Raw genomic sequence first — 21,560 nt, forward strand, 5'->3', positions numbered from 1 at the left:
CCTGCGGTCAGCGGGGCGCCTTGGGGTCGGCCGTCTGCCGCTTCATCCAGGTGCTCATCTCCCACAGCGTGTGGCCGATGGACTCGCGCGCCGAGTAGCCGTGCGACTCGTGCGGCAGCACCACGTAGCGCACCTGGCCGCCGGTGCCGGCCAGCGCCTGGTAGAAGCGCGCCGACTGGATGGGGAAGGTGCCCGGGTTGTCGTCGCTCTCGCCGTGGATGAGCAGCAGCGGCGTCTTGAGCTTGTGCGCGTAGTTGAAGGGTGAGAGCTTCAGGTACACGTCCTGGGCTTCCCAGTAGGTGCGGCGTTCGCTCTGGAAGCCGAAGGGCGTCAGCGTGCGGTTGTAGGCGCCGCTGCGGGCGATGCCGGCCTTGAAGATCTGCGTGTGGGCCAGCAGGTTGGCGGTCATGAAGGCGCCGTAGCTGTGGCCGGCCACCACCATCTGCTGCGGGTCGCTGACGCCGAGTTCAGCGGCCTTGTCGACGATGGCGCGCGCATTGGCCGTGATCTGTTCGACGAAGCTGTCGTTGACCGTCTTGGGGTCGCCGACGACGGGCATGGTCGCGTCCATCAGCACCACATAGCCGTCCAGCAGCAGCATCAGCGGGCTGGAGCCGGCGAAGCTGGTGAAGCGGCTGCTGGAGCCGCTGACCTGGCCGGCCGTGGAGGCGTCGGTGAACTCCAGCGGATAGGCCCACACCAGCGTCGGGCGGCGCTGGCCGGGCTGGTGGTCCGGCGGCAGGTACATCCAGAAGGACAGCTCCACGCCGTCGGCCCGCTTGAACTTCACCAGCTCGCGCTTGATGGCGCGCAGCTGCGGCGTGGGGTCGCTCACGCGGGTCAGCGGCTGCAGCTGGGCGAAGCCCTCGCCGCTGCGCAGCATCAGGTTGGGCGGCTCGGCGGCGCTCTCGCGGCTGGTCAGCAGGCGGCCGTCGGCCAGCAGCGTGATGGGGCGCTCGTAGTGGGTGGTGCCGGAGCGGAACAGGCGCGTGGCCTTGCCGTCCTGCAGGCTCACGGTGTCGATGAAGGGCAGGTCGCCCTCCTTGCTGGCGCCGGCCCCGGCGAACAGCAGCCGGTCGCCGTCCACGCGGGCGGCGGCGCGGCCATTTGGCTGCACGCGCGTGGTGGCCTGGCCGGGGTCGTTGTAGCGATCGCGCCAGGAGCGGTCCTGCAGGCGCAGCGGCTTGGCGCTGCCGTCCAGCGCGATGAGGTCGGTCGTGACCCACAGGCGGTCGCGGTCGAAGTCGGTCACCAGCGCGCGGGGCTTGCCTTCGGTGAACACCAGGCCGGCCAGGCGGCCTGCGGTGCGGTGCACTTCCTGCGGTTCGCCCTGGTAGGGCGGCGTCAGGCGCATGAGCTTGTCACGCTGGGGCACCTTGTTGCGCTGGTCCCCGCCGTCCAGGGCCTCGACCCAGTAGACCGCGCCATCGGCCAGCGGCGAGCTGCTGAAGTTGCGCGGGCCGGTGATGACGCCCTCGACCGGCACGCCCTCCTTAAGCTTGACGGTGCCCAGGTCGCGCAGCCGCTGGCCCTTGGCGTCGTGCAGCTCCACCTGGCGGGCGAAGTCCTGCCAGGTGACCTGGTAGCTGAACGGCGGCACCAGGCGTTCGGTGAGCAGCACGCCCTGGGTGCCAACGGCTTCCAGGTCGGCGTACAGGCCCGGTTGGCCGATCTCGCGCGACGCGCCGGTGCCGAGGTGGATGCGCCGCAGCGCCGAGCTGGCGTGGTGGCTGAACAGCGCCTCGTCCTGGCTGTTCTTCAGCAAATCCTGCAGCGTGCGCTCGGGCGAGGCCCGGCCCATGGATTCCTGGATGCTCGGGCCGCTGGGTGCCTCGAACACGGGCGCCGGGCCGCGCCGCTCGGGCACGGTCAGCGCAACGATTTCGTCAGGCGCGACCCAGGCGATCGCGCTGCTCAGGATGGTGTTGAGCTTCACGCCCTTGAGCTGGCGCAGCTGGCCGCTGGCGGCGTCGCCCACCCACAGCTCGGTGGCGCTGGTGGTGCGGCGCTGCAGCAGGAAGCGCCGGCTGTCCGGCGACCAGCGCAGCGCCGAGAAGCTGCCGCCGGCCGGCAGCTGCACCACACGTTCCGGCGCTGCCGGGTGTGTCAGTTCGCGCAGCGTGAGGGATTCGATGGCGACGGTCAGCTGCGGGCTGCTGGCCCCGGCGTCGATGCGTGCGCCGGCCAGGCGCAGCACCGGCCGGGCCAGTTCGGCCACGCTGCGGTAGCGGCGCATGCCGATGCTCGCCAGCGTGCGCTGGTCGGGCGACAGCATGTGGCCGGGCAGGGGCGGGGCGTCCAGCACCGCGCGGATCTCGGCGGAGGGTTGCTGGTAGGTCTGGGGCTCGGCGGCCGGGGCCGCGGTGGCGGCCAGGGCGAGCGAGGCCCAGGCGAGGGCTTTGATCATGGGGCGCGTCCTCGTGATGCGAAGCCGGCCAGCGTAGCAGCGCCGGTGGGGCGATGCCGGAGGTCAGGCCGTGGCGAACAGCCGCCGCGCGTGCAGGCCCAGGCCGGTCGCCACCGAGGCAAAGCGGTCGCCCGTGACGCGCGCCGCGCCGGGGAAGCCGGCCGCCATGCCCTCCACCAGCAGCCGCAGGCCGGTGGAGCCGCCGGTGAAGTACAGCGCGTCAACCTGCTCAGGCCGCAGGCCGGCCATTGCTACGGTCTCGTGGGCGGTGGCGATGATGCGGTCCAGGTCGGCGCGCAGCGCGTCCACGGCCGTCTTCTCGCTGAGCGGCAGCACCAGGCCGCGCTCCACCAGGCCCAGGTCCACCGTGGTGTCGGCGCCGCCGGAGATGGCAATCTTGGCGCCCTCGGCGCGCGCGGCCAGCTCATGGCCCAGGCGCTCCTCCAGCACGGTCATCAGCCGGGCGTGCTGGCGCACATCGTTGAACCAGCTCTTCATGCCGCGCCACTCGGCCACGCGCAGCGGCGCGTAGCAGGTGTTGATGAGGTGCCAGGTGGCCAGGTCGAAGTAGATGCCGCTGGGGACTTCGCGCCCGCTGGGGCCGGTGGCGCGGTAGCCGAACTCGGGCAGCAGGCCGGCCAGCTCGATGTGGCGGTCGAAGTCGGTGCCGGCGATGTGCACGCCGTGGCTGGCCAGGATGTCGTCGCGCCGCGCCAGCCGCTGCACGCGCTCGGGGCCCACGCGCACGAGGGAGAAGTCGCTGGTGCCGCCGCCGATGTCGGCCACCAGCACGATCTGCTCGCCGCGGCCTTCGCGGATGGCCTGCTGCTCGAAGTCGAACGCGGCGGCGATGGGCTCGTACTGGAAGTGCACATCGGTGAAGCCCACGGCGCGCGCGCAGGCCTCCAGCTGCGCCTGCGCGGTGGCGTCGCGCTCGGGCTCGCCGTCGACAAAGAACACCGGCCGGCCCAGCACCACGCGCTCGGGTTCGCCTGCCAGGCGGCGCAGGCGCTTCAGGTAGCCGGCCACGATGTCCGAATACTTGGCGCCGCGGCCGCCGCCGACGTCGGTGGTCTGCTCGATCAGCGCCGAGCCGAGGATGCTCTTCATCGAGCGCATGAGGCGCCCGTCGTGGCCGTCCACATAGGCGGCGACGGCGGCGCGGCCGAAGGCGCGCGGCGGGCCGTCGGCGTCGTGCGCGCCCTCGGCAAAGTAGAAGACGGCCGTGGGCATGGTGCGCTGACCCGGCTCCAGCTCGATGAGGCGCATGGCGCCATCAGCGCCGGGGATGGCCACCGCGGAGTTGGACGTGCCGAAGTCGATGGCGCAAAAAGGGGGGGCGGCACTCATGGCGTATTACCGGCCTTGGGGCCAGTCCTGACAGGGGGCGCGGATTCTAGGAACACAATCGCGCGCCCGTTGCCGGAGAACCGATGAAGACTCGTTTGCTTGCCCCTCTCCTGCTGGCTGCCGTGCTGGCCGCCTGCTCCCAACAGCGCTCCGAGCAGGAGCTGCTGAGTTCCGCGCAGAAGCTCATGGCGCAGAAGGACACTGCCGGCGCCATCATCGAGCTGAAGAACCTGCTGCAGAAGAACGCCGAGAACGCCAGCGGCCGCCTGCTGCTGGGCCAGGCCCTGCTGGAGGCTGGCGACATGGCCGGGGCCGAGATCGAGCTACGCCGCGCCGAGGAACGGGGCGCGCCGCGCGACCAGGTGCTGCCGCTGCTGGCGCAGACGCTGTTGCAGTCGGGCCAGTCGCGCAAGCTCGTTGCTGATTACGGCGACCAGAGCCTGGCCGACCCCAAGGCCATGTCGGTGCTGCTGCAGCAGCTGTCCATGGCCTACCTGGCGCAGGGCAATCTGACCGAGGCCAAGGCCACCGCCGTGCGCGCGCTGCAGGCCACCCCGGAGGACGAGGGGGCGGTCGTCGTCGGCGCCCGCACCAAGCTGGCGGGCGGGCTTGTGGACGAGGCGCTGGCGGCGCTGGACGAGCTGTTGTTCCGCGCGCCCAAGTCGGTCAAGGCCTTGCAGCTCAAGGCCGAGGTGCTGCTGGTGCGCGGCAAGATCGACGAGGCCCAGCCGCTGCTCGCCCGCGTGCTAGAGCTGGACGCCAACAACTACGACGCCCGCGCGCTGCTGGTGCGCCTGGCCTTCAACCAGCAGAAGCTGGACGACGCGGCCAAGCTCATCGACGGCATGCCCGCTGCGATCGCCAAGAAGCCGCAGGGCCGCTTCCTGCAGGCGCAGCTGGCGCTGGCCAAGAACGACGCCGCCAAGGCGCGTGAGCTGGCGCTGCCGCTGCTCAAGCTGATGCCCAACTACCTGCCGCTGCTGCGGCTGGCGGCGGGCGCGCATCAGCAGCTGGGCGAGCTGGCGGATGCCGAGAACCTGCTGAACCAGTCGCTCAAGCTGGCGCCGGAAGACGCCGGTCTGCGCCGCCAGTACGCCAGCCTGCAGCTGCAGCGCCGCGCACCGGCCAAGACGCTGGAGACACTGCGCCCCGTGCTGGAGACGGGCAAGGCCGACGCGGAGACCCTGTTGCTGGCCGGCAAGGCGCAGCTGATGCAGGGCAACTTCGACGGCGCTGACCAGGCCTTCGGCGCCGCGGTGCGCCTGCGCCCGGACGACGCCAAGACCCAGGCTGCGCTCGCGCTGACGGCCATCGTGCGCGACTCCGCCTCGCCCGGCGGCGCCGGCCGCGCCAAGGCCGATGCGGCCCTGGCCCAGCTGCGCGAACTGGCCGCCAAGGACAGCGGCAGCAACTACGACCTGATGGTGGTCAACGCGCTGATGCGCCGCCAGGACCTGGCCGGCGCGCTGACGGCGCTGGACAAGCTTGCGCCCAAGATGAAGGACAGCCCGGTGCCCGACGCGCTGCGCGGCCGCATCCAGCTGGTGCGCAAGGACATGGCCGCCGCGCAGACTGCGTTTGAGGCCGCGCTGAAGGCTGATGCGAGCTACCTGCCGGCGGCGCTGGGCCTGGTGGCCATCGACCTGCATGCCAAGCGCAATGACGCGGCCGTCAAGCGCATGGAGGCCTTTGTCGCCAGCCAGCCGCGCGTGCCGCAGGGCCGCCTGGCACTGGCCGAGCTGCTGCTGCAGACGGGTGCGGCGCCCGAGCGTGTCACCGAGGTGCTCAAGGTGGCGGTGCGCGACGAGCCCAACGAGGCGGCGCTGCGCTTGGCGCTGATCGACCACCAGCTGCGTGTGGGCAACGTGGCGGCCGCTGCGCAGGCTGCGCAGGAAGCCTCGGCCGCCCAGCCGCTGAACCCTGACCTGCTGGAGCGGCTGGCCCGCACGCAGCTGGCCACGGGTGACCGGGTGCAGGCGGCCAAGACCTACGCGCGCCTCACCTCGCTGGCACCCGCACGCGCCTACGGCTGGCTGGGCCTGGCGCAACTGCGCTTTGTCGACAAGGACTACGCCGGTGCCGAGCGCGAGGTCAAGCGCGCGCTGGAGGCCCAGCCGGGCTCCGTCATGGCGCAGCGTCTGCTGATCCAGCTGGCGATGCGCCAGGGCCGCACGGACGAGGCCCTGGCTGCACTGCGCGAGCGCCAGAAGCGCCTGCCGCAGGAGGCGTTTGCGCTGGTGCTGGAGGCTGATATCGAGGTCGCCCGCAAGCGGCCGGATGCAGCCATCGCGTTGCTGCGCAAGGCCACCGCGCTGCCCGACCCGGCCGATGCCGCGCCGCGCCTGTTCGCCGTGCTGCTGACCAGCGGCAAGCGCGACGAGGCGCTGGCCTTCGAGAAGCAGTGGCAGGCCAGCCACCCGCAGGACAACGCCTTCGCCACGGCGGCGGCCGATGTGACGCTGGCGCGCGGCGACTTCGACGGCGCGCTGACGCGCTACGAAGCGCTGCTGGCGCGCTACCCGGACGTGGTGCCGCTGATCAACAACGTGGCCTGGCTGCGCAGCAAGGCCGGCAAGCCCGGTGCGCTGGAGCTGGCCGAGCGCGGCCTGAAGCTGCGCCCCGACGATGGCGCGCTGCGTGACACCTACGCCACCGTGCTGGCCAACGAGAAGCAGTTCAGCAAGGCGCTGACGGTGCAGCGCGCGCTGGTGTCCGACCAGCCCGACCAGCCCAGCTACAAGCTCAACCTGGCGCAGATCCTCATCCAGTCAGGCGACAAGGCCAAGGCCCGCACCGAGCTGGAGGCGCTGGCCCAGCTGGGCAAGAAGTTCCCACAGCAGGCCGAGGTCGAGGCGCTGCTCAAGACGCTCTGACGCGGCGCCGCCTCGGCCGCGGGCCGGGGCGTCAGTAGAAGCCGAACTGCAGGTCCGGCTTGCGGCCGGCGATGAGCTCCGCCATCGCCCGGCCCGAGCCGGCGCCATGCGTCCAGCCCAGCGTGCCGTGGCCGGCGTTCAGCCACAGGTTGCGCGCGCGCTTGCTGCGGCCGATGTACGGGATGTTGGTGGGCGTGCTGGGCCGCAGGCCGGTCCAGTAGTTGGGCTCGCTGGTGTCCGCCACGCCGGGGAACAGCTCCTCGTAGCGCCGCACCAACGCCGCGCAGCGCACGCGCGCCGTGGGCGAGTCCAGGTTCAGGTCGAAGCCCGACAGTTCGGCCGTGCCGGCGATGCGGATGTGGTCGCCCAGCCGCGAGATCGCGATCTTGCGGCTGTCGTCCAGCAGGCTGACGGTGCTGGCCGCCTCGGGCTTCTTGAGCCGCAGCGTGGCCGAGTAGCCCTTGGCCGGGTAGATGTTCAGGTGCTCGCCCAGCGGCTGCACCAGCGCGGCCGTGTACGAACCCATCGCGGCGACGAAGGCGTCGGCCTTCACGGTCTTGCGTTCGCCGCTGCGCACATCGGCGATCTGCACGGCCTCGATGCCGTCGCCACCGCGCTGCAGCGTCAGGATGTCGTGCTCGTACAGGAACTGCGCGCCGCGCGCCGCGCACAGCGCTGCCAGCTTCTGCGTGAAGACCTTGGCGTCGCCGCTCTCGTCGCTGGGCGTGAAGGTGCCGCCGGCCACCTGTGAGCCGAAGCTGGCCAGCGCGGGCTCCACCTTCAGCACCTCGTCGCGGTTCAGCACGCGGCGGTCCACGCCGTGGCGGCGCATGATCTCGGCGCCCGCGGCCCCGGCGTCGAAGTCTTCCTGGGTGGAGAAGAAGTGCAGGATGCCGCGCTCCAGCCGGTCGTACTCGATGCCGGTGCTGGCCACCAGGGCCTTCAGCGACTCGTGCGAGTAGCGGCCCAGTTGCACCAGCTGTTCCACGTTGCGCTCGAAGGCCGCCGTCGTGCATTGCGTCAGGAAGGACAGGCCCCAGCGCCATTGGTTGGGGTCGAGCCGCGGGCGGAACAGCAGCGGCGAGTCATCGCGCAGCAGCCACTTGGCCACCTTGAACGGCGCGCCCGCGTTGGCCCAGGGCTCGCAGAAGCTCACCGAGATCTGGGCACCGTTGGCGAAGCTGGTTTCCAGCGCGGCGTCGCGCTGGCGGTCGACGACGATGACGTCGTGACCCTCGTCGAGCAGATACCAGGCGGTGGCGATGCCGATGATGCCGGCGCCGAGGACAACGATCTTCATGAGCGGGTGGCCCTTAGAGCGGTTGCAGGAGGAGTTGTAAACCCAGGCTGGCCATCAGCAAAGCGACCAGCCCGTCGAGGACCCGCCAGGTGTGGGCGTTTTGCAGCTTCGGCGCCGCGGCCGCTGCGCCGAAGCCCAGCAGGCTGAACCACAGCGCCGACGCGACACAGGCGCCCGCCGCGAAGGCCGTGCGCAGCTCCGGCGGCTGGCGCGCGCCCAGGCCGCCCAGCAGTACGACGGTGTCCAGGTAGACGTGTGGGTTCAGGTAGGTGAAGGCGAACGCGGCTGACAGCGTTGCGCCCAGGCTCGTGGCCGAGCCGGCAGCGGAGAGCCCCGACGCTGGTCGCCAGGCGCGCTTGGCAGCCAGCACCGCGTAGCCCAGCAGGAAAGCGGCGCCGCCGAAGCGGAAAGCCTCCAGCAGCAGCGGGCTGCCTTGGATCAACGCCCCCAGGCCGAACACGCCCAGCGCGATCAGCAGCCAGTCCGACAGCGTGCAGACCGCCACGACGGCGCCCACATGCTCGCGCCGCAGCCCCTGTCGCAGCACCAGCGCGTTCTGCGCGCCAATGGCCAGGATGAGCCCGGCGCCCATGGCCAGGCCCTGCGCAAAAACGACGGCGGGCGTGGCGAGTGGTTCGGGCATCGCCAGATTCTCCGAAGCGAGGCCGAAATCAAGAAGCCCCATTCATATTCTTCGCCATACATTAGTGCTTCTTATGAACGACTTCGATCCTGCCGCCCTCGACTGCCTGGCTGCGCTGGCGGACGAGCAGGGCTTCGAGCGGGCTGCTCAGCGGCTGTCCATCACGCAGAGCGCCGTGTCGCAGCGCCTGCGATCCCTGGAGACCCAGGTGGGCCAGCCGCTGGTCGTGCGCTCCCGGCCGCTGCGGCTGACGGAGGCTGGCAAGGTGCTGCTGCGCTTCGCCCGCCAGTTGCAGGCGCTGCGCGTGGACGTCGCCCGGGAGTTGGGCGAGCGCGTCGCGCCGCAGTCGCGGCTGGCCATTGCCGTCAATGCCGACAGCCTGGCGACCTGGGTGCTGCCGGCGCTGGACGAGTTGGTTCAGCAGGGCCTGCGCGAGGGCTACGGGCTGGAGTTGGTGGTGGACGACCAGGACTTCACCCACGACAGCCTGCGCCAGGGTGCCGTGCTGGGCTGCGTGTCCACGGTGGCCGAGGCGCTGCAGGGCTGTCGCGTTCAGCCGTTGGGCGTGATGCGCTACGTGGCCGTGGCGAGCCCAGGCTTCCTGGCGGCGCAGTTGCCGGAAGGCCTGCACGCCGGCAACTTTGCCGACACGCCCTTTCTCGTCTTCAACCGCAAGGACGACAGCCAGGCGCAGTGGGTGGCCCAGGCCTTCGGCGTGCGTGCGCCGCGCCTGCGCGAGCGCTTCGTGCCGTCCAGCGAGGCCTATGTCAGCGCTGCCGTCATGGGCTGGGGCGTGGGCGTGGCGCCTGAGGTCCAGGTGCGGCCGCTCGTCGAGGCCGGACGGCTGGTGGTGTTGCGGCCGGAGGTCGGTGTCGACGTGGCGCTGTACTGGCACCAGTGGCAGCTGCAGGCCCGTGGCGCGCTGCTCGACCGCATCGGACAGGCGCTCGCCGACGGCGCGCGGCGGGCGCTGGGCTGATCCGCAGGCGCGTGATCGCGCCGATGTGACGTATGGCCGCGACAGCTGGCCTGAAGAACGTGGGGCGGGCCCCACCCTGAACGTGTGGTATTTGCAGGTGGGGCAATATTTACTCACAGTTGCAGGGTTCGCTTGTCACACGAATCCCGCACACTGCCCAGCACTCCAGCCGATGTGGTTGTCGGCGCTTCACCCCAAGAGGTTCGTCATGCGATTCGTCCCAGCGCTGCGCTTCTTCCGCCGTGACGCTGCCGTGCGCAGCGAGCCGGATCCCGCCGACCTCGGTACGGCCTTCGGCCTGGACGCGTGCCTCGATGGCGGCGGCATCAGCGAATACCGCAACCAGCCGCCGAGCGACTACCTGGAGTCGCAATCCGGTCGCGGCACGCCGGACTCGCCGCTGAGCTGGCTGTCGCGTCGCAGTGCCTAAGGGCAGGCGCGACGCTCAGGGCCGATCGACCAGCCGCTGGGTTTGTGCCGGGCGCAATGCCTTGCGCAGCAGGTGGTAGGTCAGCAAGGGCCAGGGCATGCGCAGCCAATGCGCGCGCACGTAGAGCGCCCGGCAGCACCAAGCCGTCCAGCCGTCAACCGTGCTGCTGTGCAGCGGGCGTAACACGCGGCCGTAGATGAAATCCAGGCGGCCGTCCGGCTGGTCGGCGCCGGTTTCGCGCAGCACCGAGTCGGGAATCGGGGTGTGCAGCACCCGATGGCAATGGCGCAAGGCCAGTCGCAGCGCTTGGGTCAGTCCATGGTGTTGGGCGCGAGCCACCAAGCGTGGCCAGAAGTTGGGCTCCGCGGCGAAATGCTGCATCAGCAAGTCGAGGTCGCTGAGGTCGCGCAGCAGGTTGTCCGGCTCGCCTTCGTGGAACAGATGGGTGGCACTGTGCAGCACCATGTCCACTGGTGCGAGCACGAAGACGCCAGGCATGCCGCTTACTGGCACCTTGTCCTCAAGCAGTGCGGCAGCGTCCACGTGGCTGCGGCTGGTGGGCGGCAGCAGCGTGTGGTGCACGTCGAGCGCCGAGCCGCGGAAGATGTGCTGCAGCGGGGGCAATTCGTGCATCCAGCGTCGGTAGTAGCGCTGGTCGTAAGCGTCGACGGTGTCTCCGCTCCAACCCTGCAGCGCAAGCAGCGATTCGGCTTCGTCCAGGGACTGACGAGGCAGCAGGATGTCCACATCCGCGAACACCCGGCCCGAGGCCGCCGGTAAGTCAGTGGCGACGTAGGCGGCGCCCTTGAGCAACACCAGTGGCGCCTTCAGCGGCGCCAGTGCTTCCAGCAGTTTGCCGACTTCCAGGTGCACTGACAGGTGCTGGCGTTCGGCCATCGCCGCGGCTGAGCGCAAATGGGCAGACGGCCGGACCGGCACGTCGATGCCGGTTGTGGCGAGCAGGTGGTGCAGCCGTCCCAGCAGGTTGGCATGCCGTGCCTGGCGCACGAGCAGATCCCAGTCCGACAGCGAGAGGTTGCTGGCGACCTTCGGCTCGCGCAGCACGCGTGTCAACAGCGGAATCATCATCCGGGCCGCCGTGCCAAGTCGTCGAACACCTGCATTGCTTCGTCGAGAAGACCGTAGCGAAAGCTGAAATGTTCGCAGCGCGCGGTCAGGTCGCCAACAGTCTCGAATCCTTGGCGGCCGAGGATGGCGTAGTTCATCGCGTTGTCGGCGATCTGCAGAAATGCCTGGCCCCGCGGCATGGGTTCAAGCGTGGCTGCGGCACCCGCCTGGTACTTGGGCAGCACCATCCAGCAGGGGCGTGCCGGTCGGGTGCCGGCATGCACGCTGGTCGCGGGTGGCGCCATCAGCGCCACCGTGCCCTTGGTGGTGTCGTGGATGGGGCGGGTCAGAAAGGCATCGGGCGCGAAGCGTCGGATGACGTCAATCGACGCATTCTTCAGGTTGACCGGGCGGGCCAGGCCGCGGACGAGGCCGGCATCCAGGTCCACCAGCGTCAATTCATCGCTGAGCAGGCGCCAGCCGCGGTTGACCAGTGCTGCGCACAGCGTGCTTTTGCCAGAGCCCGGCGGTGCGGGGAGGATGACGGCGCGGTCATCCCGCGCGACGCATGCTGCATGCAGCACGAGCAGGTGATGGCTGTAGGCTGTGACGCACCAGTTCAGCCCCCACTCCAGCATCGGCAGCGCCTGGGCGCGTGGCAGAGGTGTGAATGGGGAAACACCGTCCGCCAGGAACTGCACCTGGGGCCGCAGCCAACGCCGCAGCCCATGGGGCGCGGTCACTTCCACGTGGAAATCGACCATGTCGTCCGCTGGGGCCAGTTCATGCTCGCCATAGAGTGCCGCAAGCTCTTCGGCAATCGGGCCGACGTCGGTGCGCAATTGGCAGTTGAATGGCCCCGTGACGATGCGCAGTCCACGGCGCAGGGCTGCGCGACGATCGGCGGTGCTGAGTTCCTTGACGCGCATCAGCGGTTGGCAGCACAGGTTGCGAAGCCGGCCTGCTGGAGTTCTGCCAGCGCGTGTATCACCTGGCTGCGCGCTTCCACTGGGTTGGCGTTTGAGTCATCGGCGGCCAAGACTTCGGCAACGAGCGCATCCAGCGGCAGTAATTCGCCCAGGCGGCGTGTGCCGACGTCCAACAGAAAGTGCGCGAGATGGGAGATCAGCAGCGTCTCGCCTGAACCGGGGTCGAAGCACACCATGCCATCGTCGAACTCTCGCGACATCAGGCGCTGTGCGCTGGGCGCAAATTGCCAGTGCTGCCCCAGGCCGCTCACGGCCATCAGGCTCAGACGACCTGGTTGGTCAGGTACATCAGATAAGCGATGACCTTGGCCTTGGTCCAGGCCACCGTCTGGTTGGGGGGCGTGTAGCCAGTGCCCATGACACCGAGGTTCCACATGTCGACAAAGCGCTGCTTCGACGGCCAGTTGGAATCATTGCCGCTGTGCACCGCCTGCAGGTAGCAGGCCATCACCAAGCCGTACTCGCTGGTGTCGCCCTTGGCGAGCCAACTGCTCACGGTAGTTGCGCTGGTGTCCGCACCCAGCTTGAAGCCCAGGGAGGCGACAGTCGTGCTCTTGGTGATGGAGTACGTCGACGTGCCGTACTTGTACGCGAACGGGGAGGTGGTGTTGCAGTAGGTTGCCGAGTTCCAGTCGGACGCCTTCAGACCAGGCTGCGCGCAGTTCTTGGGGCCGCGGCTGAGATTGCCAGACACCGTGAAACCGGAGGGCAGCTTGCACGTGGTGGCACTGACCGAAGCCGGCTTGAGGGCCACCAGGGCCGGTGCGCCAATGGCGCCGGCGCGCAGCAGGCTGCGCCGTGTCTTGGAGACACCGGAGGCGGCCACGGGCGCAGGCTGCGCTTGCGGCGTCTGCTGCGGGTCGTGGGGTCGGTGTTCGCTCATGACGGGGCCTCGTGAATCCGTTTAGCCGTGTTCTGGACAGGGCGCCGATGCTAACGGAGGGGTCGACGCTTGGCCGGAAGTGTTTCACACAAGCCTCGGGCAGGGCGAGGGCGCGCCCCCTTGATTGGGTGGCAAATCGGCAGGTGAATCTGCGCATTGATGGGCTGCTTGACGAAAACCTGTCACACGAAGGCGCTGCGCGTGTGCGCACAGGCGGCCTGGACCTGGGTTCCAATGCGGACGTGAATCCAACCGATCTCTGGTGGCAGGTGTTTCGCGAAGGCCCTCTGCTGTTGGCTTGGTTCGATGCCGATGGGCGTCTGCAGCAGGCCAACACGGCCTACCGTCAGGCCTGGGCGTTGGGCGAGCGCGACGCGCCAAAGCGCTGCGACATGGCTGCTGCTGCGCATGTGGCCGGGGTCGGGCCGGCGGACCGCGCGGCGCGTCGGTCATCGTCTGATCGCCGTGGGTATGAGCAACTCTGGCTGGACGGCCGCCGCCTGTGGTGGGTAGAACAGCCGGCGCCAGACGGCGGCTGTATTTGCGTGGGCGTGGATATCAGCGGGCTGGATCGCCCGCGCCCGCCAGGTGGCCAACTGCTCGACGCACAGGCCGGGATGACACTGCTGCAGTCGCTGCTCAGCGACGCGCGTGCCTGGCCGCTGTGTGTCGCCACGACCTTGCCTGGCGTCGAGGCGCAGACGCTGCTGGCCAGCATCCGTGCCGACGATGGGTGTGCCCGCTTGGCCGACGGGCGCTTGCTGTTGATCCTGCCGTCCACCGGCCCGGCTCAGGCTGCTGCGCTGTGCGAGCGCCTGGGCGGGCTGGAGATGACCGAGGCGCAGTGGGGCGAGTCGGCGACGGAGTTGCTGCTCAGGGCTTGAGGCCCAGATCCCGCCCCTGCGATTGGGCTGGTGCCGGCAGCCCGGCCACGGCGGCCAGCGTGGGCGCCAGGTCGGCCACTTCTGCGGGCGTGCTGATTTCGCCGCGGCCCACGAACGACGGCCCCCAGAACAGCAGCGGCACATGGGTGTCGTAGCGGTGGGGCGTGCCATGCGTGCTGCCGCCGGGGCGGTAGCTGGCAATCCAGTGCGGCTTGAGCACGATCTGCAGCTGCGCGGCGCGCGTGGGGTCGAAGGACTTGCGCATCGCGGCCAGGTACGGGGTGGCCACGTCATCGCCCAGCAGCTGCTCGCGGGTGAAGACCGTCTCCACACCCGGCAGCTTGAGCAACTCCTCGCGTGCGGCGGCCTGCACGGCTGCGAAGTCCAGGCCGCGCTGTGCTGCGAGCTGGTCGTTGAGCAGCAGGCCGGCGGCCGAGAAATCGCGTGCGAGCTTTTCCACGCCGAACCGGCTGGCCAGCGCGGCATTGACGGCGGCCAGCGACGGCGCCGACGCAAAGCGGCCGGCGTCGCGGCCCTGGGTGAGCGCCCATTCGGGCGTGTCGGAGAAGCCGTGGTCCGCTGTCAGCGCCAGCACGTAGTTGCCTGCGCCCACGGTCTTATCCAGGAACTGGAAGAAGGCCTGCAGGTGGCGATCCAGGTGCAGCAGGTGGTCATGCGACAGCCGTGATTCGGGGCCGTAGGCATGGTTGATGTAGTCGTGGCTGGACAGGCTGACGGACAGGATGTCCTGCACGCCACGCTGGCCCAGCTTCTCGTTCGTGACGGCAGCGCGCGCGAACGCCAGCGTCAGCTCGTCGCCGAAGGGCGAAGCCAGCAGGTTGCCGTAGTAGCGTGGGCCAGGCGCATCCATCTTGTCGCCGATGACAGCAGGCAGGCGGTTGCCGTTGCCGCTGGCGACCTGCCAGGACTGGCCGTCGGGCACGGAGCGGGCATAGGCCGACTCGGGCAGCAACGGTGCCCAGGTTTTCTTGAAGAACGCGTCGGCCGGCTTGCCGGCGTTGAAGCCCTTCACCCAGGCCGGCAGCGCGGGCATGTAGTAGGTGCTGGACGAGAACTGGCCCGTCTCGCTCATGTACATGTAGGCGGTGCCCAGGTGTCCGGCCGGCAGGATGGCGCCGCGGTCCTTGCCGGAGATGCCGATGACCTTGGAGGCCGGCGAGCGCGTGCGCAGCACGTCACCCAGCGTCCGCACCTTCAGGCTGCGCGGGCTGGTGCCGGCCAGCGGCGCTGTCGGGTTGTCGAGGTAGGTGTGTGCCGCGTCTCCGGTGTTGTAGACCGGTGCGCCGGTGGCCGGGTCGCGCCACTCGTTGCTGATGATGCCGGTGCGTTGCGGGTGGGCGCCCGACAGCATCACCGCGTGGCCGGCCGCCGTGACGGTATGGCCGTGGCCGTAATGCGCGTCCGAGAACCAGCGGCCGCGGTCCAGGAAGCGGGCGAGGCCGTCGGCCGCGAGCTGGTCGCGGTAGCCGGTGACCTGGCGCATGGGCAGGCCGTCGACGACCATCAGCACCAGCAGTTGCGGGCGTTGCGGCGAGTGTGCGGTCGGCGGGGTGGAGCAGGCCGTGAGGCCCAGGGCCAGGCTCAGGCCCAGCAGGTGGCGGCGGGTTGGTAGCGGCATGGGAGGCGCATGGATGTCGTGGCCGCAAGCTTACGCCGCGCCGTTGGGTGGCCCGGTGCGAACGCCGCCGTGCGTGTGACGCCGCAGGCCAAATTCAAGGGGTGTTGAAAGCCCTAGGCCGGACACCCCGGACATGGTGGAAAATACAGGGCCCCAGCGCCTGCCCGGCGTTCCTCACTCACAACTCTTCGACAGGACCAGCGTGGCCAAAGAAACCACCAAGACCACCATCGAAGCGGATGGTCTGCGCTACCGCTCCAAAGCCCCGGGCTCGCCCTTCGCGGCGACCTCCTCCTTCGGCGCAGCAACCATGTCCTGCTTCCTCTGCGGCAAGCATCGCCCGCGCGCCATGCTCAAGTCCAAGAAGCTGCTGGGCAAGTCGCAGCCCGTGTGCTCGCCGTCCTGCAAGGAGCTGGACGCGCAGATCGCCGCGAAATGATGCCCCTCGCCCGGGCTCGCCGCTGAACGCGGGCGAGTCCGGTCGATCCCCCGAGGGGACGACGATGTCCGCAGCATCGAGCTGCGAACATCGCCAGACGGGCCGGCTTGGGAGCGGCCCGGCGCTCGGCCCGTGAAGGCACTACGTTTTGCCTCGATTCTTTGTTGATACCCCGTTGATCCAGCCCGGCGAGATTGCTTTGCCGGCGGGTGCTGCACGCCATGTGCAGGTGCTGCGTCTGCAGCCGGGCGACGCGCTGACGCTGTTCGACGGCAGCGGCCCGGAATGGCGGGCCGAGGTGACGGCAATGGGGCGCAGCGAGGTGCGGGTGAACCTCATCGACGCCGAACAGCCGCAGCGCGAGCTGGCGCGCGCCGTGACGCTGGCCGTCGTCATGCCGGCCAATGACCGCATGGACTTCCTCGTCGAGAAGGCCACCGAGCTGGGCGCCGTGGCGCTGCAGCCGCTGATGGGTGAGCGCTCGGTGCTGCGCCTGGCTGGCGAGCGGGCCGACAAGAAGCGCGCGCACTGGCAAGGCGTGGCCATCGCGGCGGCCGAGCAGAGTGGGCGCACGGTGCCGCTGCACGTCGAGCCCGTGCAGACGCTGCCGGCCTGGCTGGCCGGCTTGCCGGCACCTGCCGCCGACGAATGGCGCGGCCTGCTGAGCCCGCGTGCGGCGCAGCCACTGGCTGGCCTGGCGCCGTCGCGCGCGCTGTTCCTGAGCGGCCCGGAAGGGGGCCTGAGCGACGCCGAGGAAGCCGCAGCCCGTGCGCGGGGCTTCGTGGCCGTCACGCTCGGCCCGCGCGTCCTGCGGGCGGACACGGCGCCGCTGGCCGTGCTGTCCTGGCTGGCTTTGTCCTGAGCGGGCCGGGCGGCTCGCAGACCTTCTTGCTCAGGTTTTGACCAGGCGCGGCTGACCGGCCTCGACCGTGAAGCTGGCCGCCGTGCGCACGGCCGGCGTGTTGGTGGCGAGGCTGTCGACGACACGGAAATCGCAGCGCAGGCGCTGTGGCGTCACGTCGATCAGCGCGTAGCCGCAGGCGCTGCCGTCGGCGTAGCGGGCATGCGGGTTGGCGGCCAAGATGTCGGGGGTCATGCGCGGGAAGAAGGACTTCATCGTGATGCCGGCGCCGACGAACTCCGTGGCCACCGGCTTGCCGTCGGGCTGGCGGATCTCCGTGGCCCAGTTCTCGTGCAGGTCGCCGCCGAGGAATACGGCGCCCGGCGTGCGCTGCGCCTGCAGGCGCTCCAGCAGGCGCTGGCGCGAGGCGGGATAGCCGTCCCAGCCGTCGATCCAGACCCGGTGCCCGCCGCCGAAGGGGATGCGGCGCGGCGCCACCATGGTGGTCTGCAGCATCAGTTGCCAGGGGCGTTCGGTGTCGGCCAGGCCGTCGAGCAGCCAGGCTTCCTGCTCGCTGCCGAGCAGCGTGCGGTCGGGACGCTGCAGCCCCGCGCAGTCATCGGGGGCCACGAGGCCGCGCAGCCCGGTGCAGGCTGGCGCGCTGCGGTACTGCCGGCAGTCCAGCAGGTGCAACTGGGCCAGCCGCCCCCAGGCCTGGCGGCCGTACAGGCGCAGTTCGTCGCCCGTCTGCGTCAGCCCCGCGAGGCCGCGGCGCAAGGCCGACAGCGGCAGCGGCATGTGCTCGTAGTAGGCCTGGTAGGCGGCCGCGCGGCGGCGGGCGTCGCCGCTGCCCAGCCCCTGCAGCGGCGCACCGGCGTAGTCGTTGACGACCTCGTGGTCGTCCCAGGTCACCAGCCAGGGCACGGCGGCGTGGGCGGCCTGCAGTGTGGGTTCGAGCTTGTGGGTCTCGTGATGCAGCCGGTAGCCGCCCAGATCGGTGGCGGGCGTCAGCCCGCGCGGCAGGGCGGCCGTGGGCCAGGCGCCGGACTCGTAGATGTAGTCGCCGACGAAGGCGATCAGGTCCACACCGTCCTCGATCAGCCGCGTGTAGGCGCCGAACAGGCCGGTGCCCAGCCGCTGGCAGGAGGCCAGGCCCAGGCGCAGGCGGTCGACGGCCTGGTCGGCCGCCGGCAGCGTGCGCGTGCGGCCCACGGTGCTGGTCGCGTCGCCGATCAGGAAGCGGTAGAAAAAGTGCGTGTCAGCCGGCAGGCCCTGCAGCTCCACGTGCACGCTGTGCGCCAGCAGGGGCAGGGCCTGCACGGTGCCGGCGCGCAGCACCTGGGCGAAGCCGGGGTCGGCGGCCAGTTCCCAGCGCACGTCCAGCGTTTCGCGTGCCCAGGGGTTGTTCAGCGGGTTCAGCGGCATCAGCCGCGTCCACAGCACGACGCTGCTGGCCGTGGGGCTGCCGCTGGCCACGCCCAGCTGGAAGGGGTCGGCCTCCAGCCTGGGGGTGGCGCCATGGGCGCTCGTGAGCTGGCCGAGGCCGGCAGCAGCCAGGACACGGAAGAGGTCGCGGCGCTGCATGGGCGGCGTCAGGTGGGCGTGTCCGCGGGCGCGTCGCTGGGCTTGCGTGCCGAGCCCTTGATGAGGTCGAAGCGGAACAGCCGGCATTCGATGGGGCCGTTCCACATCGGCACGCGGCGCGCTTCCTTCAGCCGCATCTTGCTCGGCAGCTTCATGTCTGGGCTGAGCATCCAGGCCGTCCAGCCGGCGGGGTTCTCGGTGTATTGGCGCTTCCAGTGCGCAGCCAGGCGGGGGAAGAAGTCGTCGCCGCCGTCGCGTTCCTCGCTGCCGCCGGCATCGCGCGTCATCGCGGCCTTGCCGCGCACCTCGATGCGCTCGCCGTAGGGCGGGTTCATGACGATGGCGCCGGGCATGCTGTCGGGCAATTGCGGCGCAGGGCGCTCCAGCGCGTCGCCGCCGTTGAACTGGATGTACTGCGCCACGCCCGCGCGCTCGGCATTGCGGCGCGCGAAGTCGACCATGCGGAAGGCCACGTCGCTGGCGTAGATGGGCACGGCTGGCGCGTGGATGCGCGCGCGGGCGGCCTGCGCCATCTCGCCCCAGGCGACCTTCATGGCCGGCGTGGAGAAGGGCAGTTGGTGCTCGAACGCGAAGCGGCGCTGCAGGCCGGGGGCGGAGTCGCAGGCGATCAGCGCGGCCTCGATGGGGATGGTGCCGGAGCCGCAGCAGGGGTCGTGCAGCGCGCCGCCTTCCTCGGGCGTGCCACGCCAGCCGGCGGCGGCCAGCATCGCGGCGGCCAGCGTCTCCTTCAGCGGGGCGTCGCCCTTGTCGATGCGCCAGCCGCGCTTGAACAGCGGTTCGCCGGAGGTGTCGACGTAGATCGCCGCGCGCTCGGGGCCCACGTGCAGCACGACGGGCAGGTCGGGGCGCTGCGTGTCGACGCTGGGGCGCTCGCCGGTGTGCTCGCGCAGCTGGTCGCAGATGGCGTCCTTGATGCGCAGCGCGGCGAAGTTCAGGCTCTTCAGCGGCGAGCGCTGCGCGGTGGTGTCGATGCGCAGCGTGTGCTTGGGCGTCAGCCAGTCGCGCCAGTCGACACGGCGGGCCAGCGAGTAGAGGTCGTCTTCGTGGCGGTAGGGGCCTTCGATGATCTCGACGAGCACGCGCTGCGCCAGCCGGCTCTCGAGGTTGATGCGCATGACGTCCTCGGCCGTGCCGAGCACGCCGCAACCGCCGCGCAGGGCTTCGACCTTGCTGCGCACGCCGGGCGGCAGGAAGCGTTTGAGCTCGGCCTCCAGCAGCGGCTCGACGCCACCGGGGCAGGACACGAAAAGGGATAACTTGTTGGGCAGGCTCACGCCGGCATTGTCGCCGGCCCTAAACTGGATAGCGTTATCCAAGCCTGGAGCCTGACCGTGAAGCGAATCGTTCTGTCCCTGGCCTTCCTGTTCGGCGCTGCGCAGGTCCAGGCGACTGACCCGGCGCCGGCCTACCCTGCGCACACCATCCCCAACACCCAGCTGCGTGCGCTGCCCAAGAACGCCGACGGGCGGGCCTACCAGCTGCACATCCACCTGCCGGGCTCATTTGCCAAGGAGCCCCAGCGGCGCTACCCGGTGCTGTACGTGACCGACGGCTACTGGGACTTCGCCACTGTCGTCGCGTCGTACAACAACCTGGCCTACGACAAGGTCGTGCCGGAGTTCATCGTTGTCGGCCTGGGCTATGCGGGCGACAACCTGGACTACGGCGAGTTGCGTGGCTGGGAGCTGTCGCCGGTGAAGCTGGGGCCGCTGGCCTTTGGCACCGGCCATGCCGACAAGTTCATCGCGTCGCTGGAGAAGGACATCTTCCCGCTGCTGGAGCGCGAGTACCGCGCCGACCCGGCGCAGCGCTACCTCGCCGGCAGCTCGCTGGGCGGGCTGTTCACGCTGCATGCGATGTACGCCAAGCCGGAATTGTTCAAGGGCTACATCGCGGCCAGCCCGGCGGTGGTGGTGGGGGGCGACTGGATCGTTGGCCAGGCCAGGGCCTACGCCGCGACCGGCAAGCCGCTGAATGCGCGGCTGTATGTGACGGGTGCCGCGCATGAGTGGCCTGGATTCCTGGCTGGCATCCAGCGCTACCAGGCGCTGCTGCCGACGCTGAAGCACCCGGGCCTCGTGTTCCAGAACCGCACCATCGACGGCGAGCGCCACGCCGGCACCAAGGCCGAGAGCTACACGCGCGGCATGCGCTTCGTGTTCGAGCTGCTGGCGCCGGAGACGGGCAAGTCGAAGGACTGAAGAGGTCACCCGGCTCTTGGCCGGGTGACCTCTTGCTGCTTACTTGCTGATGAAGTCCAGCAGATCCTGGTTCAGGCGGTCCTTGTGGGTGTCGGTGATGCCGTGGGGGCCGCCGGCGTACTCGATGAGGCGTGCCCCCTTGACGAGCTTGGCCGTCGCGCGGCCGGTCGTCTCGATGGGCACGATCTGGTCGTCGGCGCCGTGGATGACTAGTGTGGGCACGTTCACCTTCTTCAGATCCTCGCGGAAGTCGGAATGGAAGAAAGCCTCGATGCTGTCGTAGGTCGCCTTGGCGCCGGCCTGCATGCCCTGCACGTAGAAGTTGTCGGCCAAGCCGGCCGAGACCTTGGCACCCGGGCGGTTGAAGCCGAAGAACGGGCCGCCCGCGATGTCCTTGTAGAGCTGGGCGCGGTTGTCGAGTGACGCCTTGCGCAGGCTGTCGAACACGGCCTCGGGCACGCCCTCGGGGTGGGTGGCGCTGGCGCCCATGATGGGCGTCACGGCGCCCACCAGCACAACCTTGGCGACGCGTGCCGTGCCATGGCGGCCGATGTAGCGGGCCACCTCGCCGCCGCCGGTGGAAAAGCCTACCAACGTGGCGCGCTTGACGTCCTTGGCGCGCAGCACGGCGTCCAGATCGTCGGCGTATTGGTCCATCGTGTTGCCCGCCCAGGGCTGGCCGGAGCGGCCGTGGCCGCGGCGGTCATGCGCGATGGCGCGAAAGCCGCGCTCGGCCAGGAACTGCATCTGCGACTCCCAGCTGTCCGAGCTCAACGGCCAGCCGTGGCTGAAGACGACGACCGGGCCGTCCTTCGGGCCCCAGTCCTTGACGTACAGCGGCGTGCCGTCGGCGGCGGTCACGTACTGGCTGGCGATCGCGGTGGCGGCGGTGGGCGTGGCGGCGGCTGCTTCGGTCTGGATGGCAAAGCTGCCGACGGCGATGGTGGCGGCGAGGGCGAGGCGGGTGACGGCGGACATGGCGGGCTCCTGTGCGTTGTGGCTGAAGGTGTTGGATCTGTCTTGCGACAG

General features: G+C 70.2%; 19 protein-coding genes. 7 read left to right on the forward strand and 12 right to left on the reverse strand.

Annotation, left to right across the window (positions count from 1 at the left end):
- Positions 1-7: 7 nt before the first annotated feature.
- Positions 8-2,407, reverse strand: a complete 2,400-nt coding sequence (locus NYO99_RS07950; RefSeq protein ID WP_268166623.1) for a prolyl oligopeptidase family serine peptidase — start codon at positions 2,405-2,407, stop codon at positions 8-10.
- A gap of 63 nt (positions 2,408-2,470) precedes the next feature.
- Positions 2,471-3,757, reverse strand: a complete 1,287-nt coding sequence (locus tag NYO99_RS07955) for an Hsp70 family protein (protein WP_268166625.1) — start codon at positions 3,755-3,757, stop codon at positions 2,471-2,473.
- Between the two features lie 95 nt (positions 3,758-3,852).
- Between NYO99_RS07955 and prsT the strand changes: the two genes are divergently transcribed.
- Entirely contained in the window at positions 3,853-6,630 is a 2,778-nt protein-coding gene (prsT, locus tag NYO99_RS07960) for an XrtA/PEP-CTERM system TPR-repeat protein PrsT (protein WP_268166626.1), read from the forward strand.
- 31 nt (positions 6,631-6,661) lie between these two features.
- Here prsT and NYO99_RS07965 read toward each other — a convergent pair whose 3' ends face one another.
- On the reverse strand, positions 6,662-7,930 hold the full coding sequence (locus NYO99_RS07965; RefSeq protein ID WP_268166627.1) for a D-amino acid dehydrogenase: 1,269 nt from the start codon (positions 7,928-7,930) through the stop codon (positions 6,662-6,664).
- 13 nt (positions 7,931-7,943) lie between these two features.
- Positions 7,944-8,573, reverse strand: a complete 630-nt coding sequence (locus tag NYO99_RS07970; RefSeq protein WP_268166628.1) for a LysE/ArgO family amino acid transporter — start codon at positions 8,571-8,573, stop codon at positions 7,944-7,946.
- A gap of 73 nt (positions 8,574-8,646) precedes the next feature.
- On the opposite strand from NYO99_RS07970, the gene NYO99_RS07975 reads away from it, so the two are divergent.
- Both NYO99_RS07975 and NYO99_RS07980 read left to right on the forward strand, forming a co-directional pair.
- The gene (locus NYO99_RS07975; protein ID WP_268166629.1) at positions 8,647-9,552 is read left to right on the forward strand and encodes a LysR family transcriptional regulator ArgP; all 906 of its coding nucleotides are present in this window, start codon (positions 8,647-8,649) and stop codon (positions 9,550-9,552) included.
- Between the two features lie 208 nt (positions 9,553-9,760).
- Entirely contained in the window at positions 9,761-9,982 is a 222-nt protein-coding gene (locus NYO99_RS07980) for a hypothetical protein (RefSeq protein ID WP_268166630.1), read from the forward strand.
- Positions 9,983-9,997: 15 nt separating this feature from the next.
- Here NYO99_RS07980 and NYO99_RS07985 read toward each other — a convergent pair whose 3' ends face one another.
- From NYO99_RS07985 to NYO99_RS08000, 4 genes are read right to left on the reverse strand one after another with little or no spacing between them, the layout of a single operon-like run.
- Positions 9,998-11,071: a nucleotidyltransferase domain-containing protein gene (locus NYO99_RS07985; protein ID WP_268166631.1), complete on the reverse strand. Its 1,074-nt coding sequence runs from the start codon at positions 11,069-11,071 to the stop codon at positions 9,998-10,000.
- Complete coding sequence (locus tag NYO99_RS07990; RefSeq protein ID WP_268166632.1) at positions 11,068-11,979, reverse strand: HprK-related kinase A; 912 nt, start codon at positions 11,977-11,979, stop codon at positions 11,068-11,070. Before NYO99_RS07990 ends, NYO99_RS07985 begins: the two co-directional genes overlap by 4 nt.
- Complete coding sequence (locus tag NYO99_RS07995; RefSeq protein WP_268166633.1) at positions 11,979-12,296, reverse strand: hypothetical protein; 318 nt, start codon at positions 12,294-12,296, stop codon at positions 11,979-11,981. The genes NYO99_RS07990 and NYO99_RS07995 overlap by 1 nt, the downstream gene beginning before the upstream one ends.
- Before the next feature lie 5 nt (positions 12,297-12,301).
- Positions 12,302-12,922: a hypothetical protein gene (locus NYO99_RS08000; RefSeq protein WP_268166634.1), complete on the reverse strand. Its 621-nt coding sequence runs from the start codon at positions 12,920-12,922 to the stop codon at positions 12,302-12,304.
- A 242-nt stretch (positions 12,923-13,164) separates the two neighbouring features.
- Between NYO99_RS08000 and NYO99_RS08005 the strand changes: the two genes are divergently transcribed.
- Entirely contained in the window at positions 13,165-13,806 is a 642-nt protein-coding gene (locus NYO99_RS08005; protein WP_268166635.1) for a hypothetical protein, read from the forward strand.
- Here NYO99_RS08005 and NYO99_RS08010 read toward each other — a convergent pair.
- Positions 13,796-15,445, reverse strand: a complete 1,650-nt coding sequence (locus NYO99_RS08010; protein WP_268166637.1) for an alkaline phosphatase family protein — start codon at positions 15,443-15,445, stop codon at positions 13,796-13,798. The two genes, NYO99_RS08005 and NYO99_RS08010, sit on opposite strands and share 11 nt — an antisense overlap.
- Positions 15,446-15,647: 202 nt before the next feature.
- Here NYO99_RS08010 and NYO99_RS08015 point away from each other — a divergent pair, with 202 nt between their 5' ends.
- Positions 15,648-15,884, forward strand: a complete 237-nt coding sequence (locus tag NYO99_RS08015; RefSeq protein WP_056266878.1) for a hypothetical protein — start codon at positions 15,648-15,650, stop codon at positions 15,882-15,884.
- Positions 15,885-16,032: 148 nt separating this feature from the next.
- Positions 16,033-16,746 (forward strand): 16S rRNA (uracil(1498)-N(3))-methyltransferase, encoded by a 714-nt coding sequence (locus NYO99_RS08020; protein ID WP_268166638.1) that lies wholly within the window; start codon positions 16,033-16,035, stop codon positions 16,744-16,746.
- Positions 16,747-16,776: 30 nt separating this feature from the next.
- Here the strand turns inward: NYO99_RS08020 and NYO99_RS08025 are convergent, their stop codons facing one another.
- On the reverse strand, positions 16,777-18,309 hold the full coding sequence (locus tag NYO99_RS08025; protein ID WP_268166639.1) for an alkaline phosphatase D family protein: 1,533 nt from the start codon (positions 18,307-18,309) through the stop codon (positions 16,777-16,779).
- Positions 18,310-18,317: 8 nt separating this feature from the next.
- Entirely contained in the window at positions 18,318-19,604 is a 1,287-nt protein-coding gene (locus tag NYO99_RS08030) for a THUMP domain-containing class I SAM-dependent RNA methyltransferase (RefSeq protein WP_268166640.1), read from the reverse strand.
- A 57-nt stretch (positions 19,605-19,661) separates the two neighbouring features.
- Here NYO99_RS08030 and NYO99_RS08035 point away from each other — a divergent pair, with 57 nt between their 5' ends.
- Positions 19,662-20,531 carry an alpha/beta hydrolase gene (locus NYO99_RS08035; protein WP_268166641.1) on the forward strand — a complete coding sequence of 290 codons (870 nt, stop codon included), beginning with the start codon at positions 19,662-19,664 and terminating at the stop codon, positions 20,529-20,531.
- A gap of 39 nt (positions 20,532-20,570) precedes the next feature.
- Here NYO99_RS08035 and NYO99_RS08040 read toward each other — a convergent pair whose 3' ends face one another.
- Positions 20,571-21,509 carry an alpha/beta fold hydrolase gene (locus NYO99_RS08040; protein WP_268166642.1) on the reverse strand — a complete coding sequence of 313 codons (939 nt, stop codon included), beginning with the start codon at positions 21,507-21,509 and terminating at the stop codon, positions 20,571-20,573.
- Positions 21,510-21,560 lie beyond the last annotated feature (51 nt).

The organism is Roseateles hydrophilus, from assembly GCF_026712245.1.
Taxonomy (GTDB): domain Bacteria; phylum Pseudomonadota; class Gammaproteobacteria; order Burkholderiales; family Burkholderiaceae_C; genus Pelomonas; species Pelomonas hydrophilus.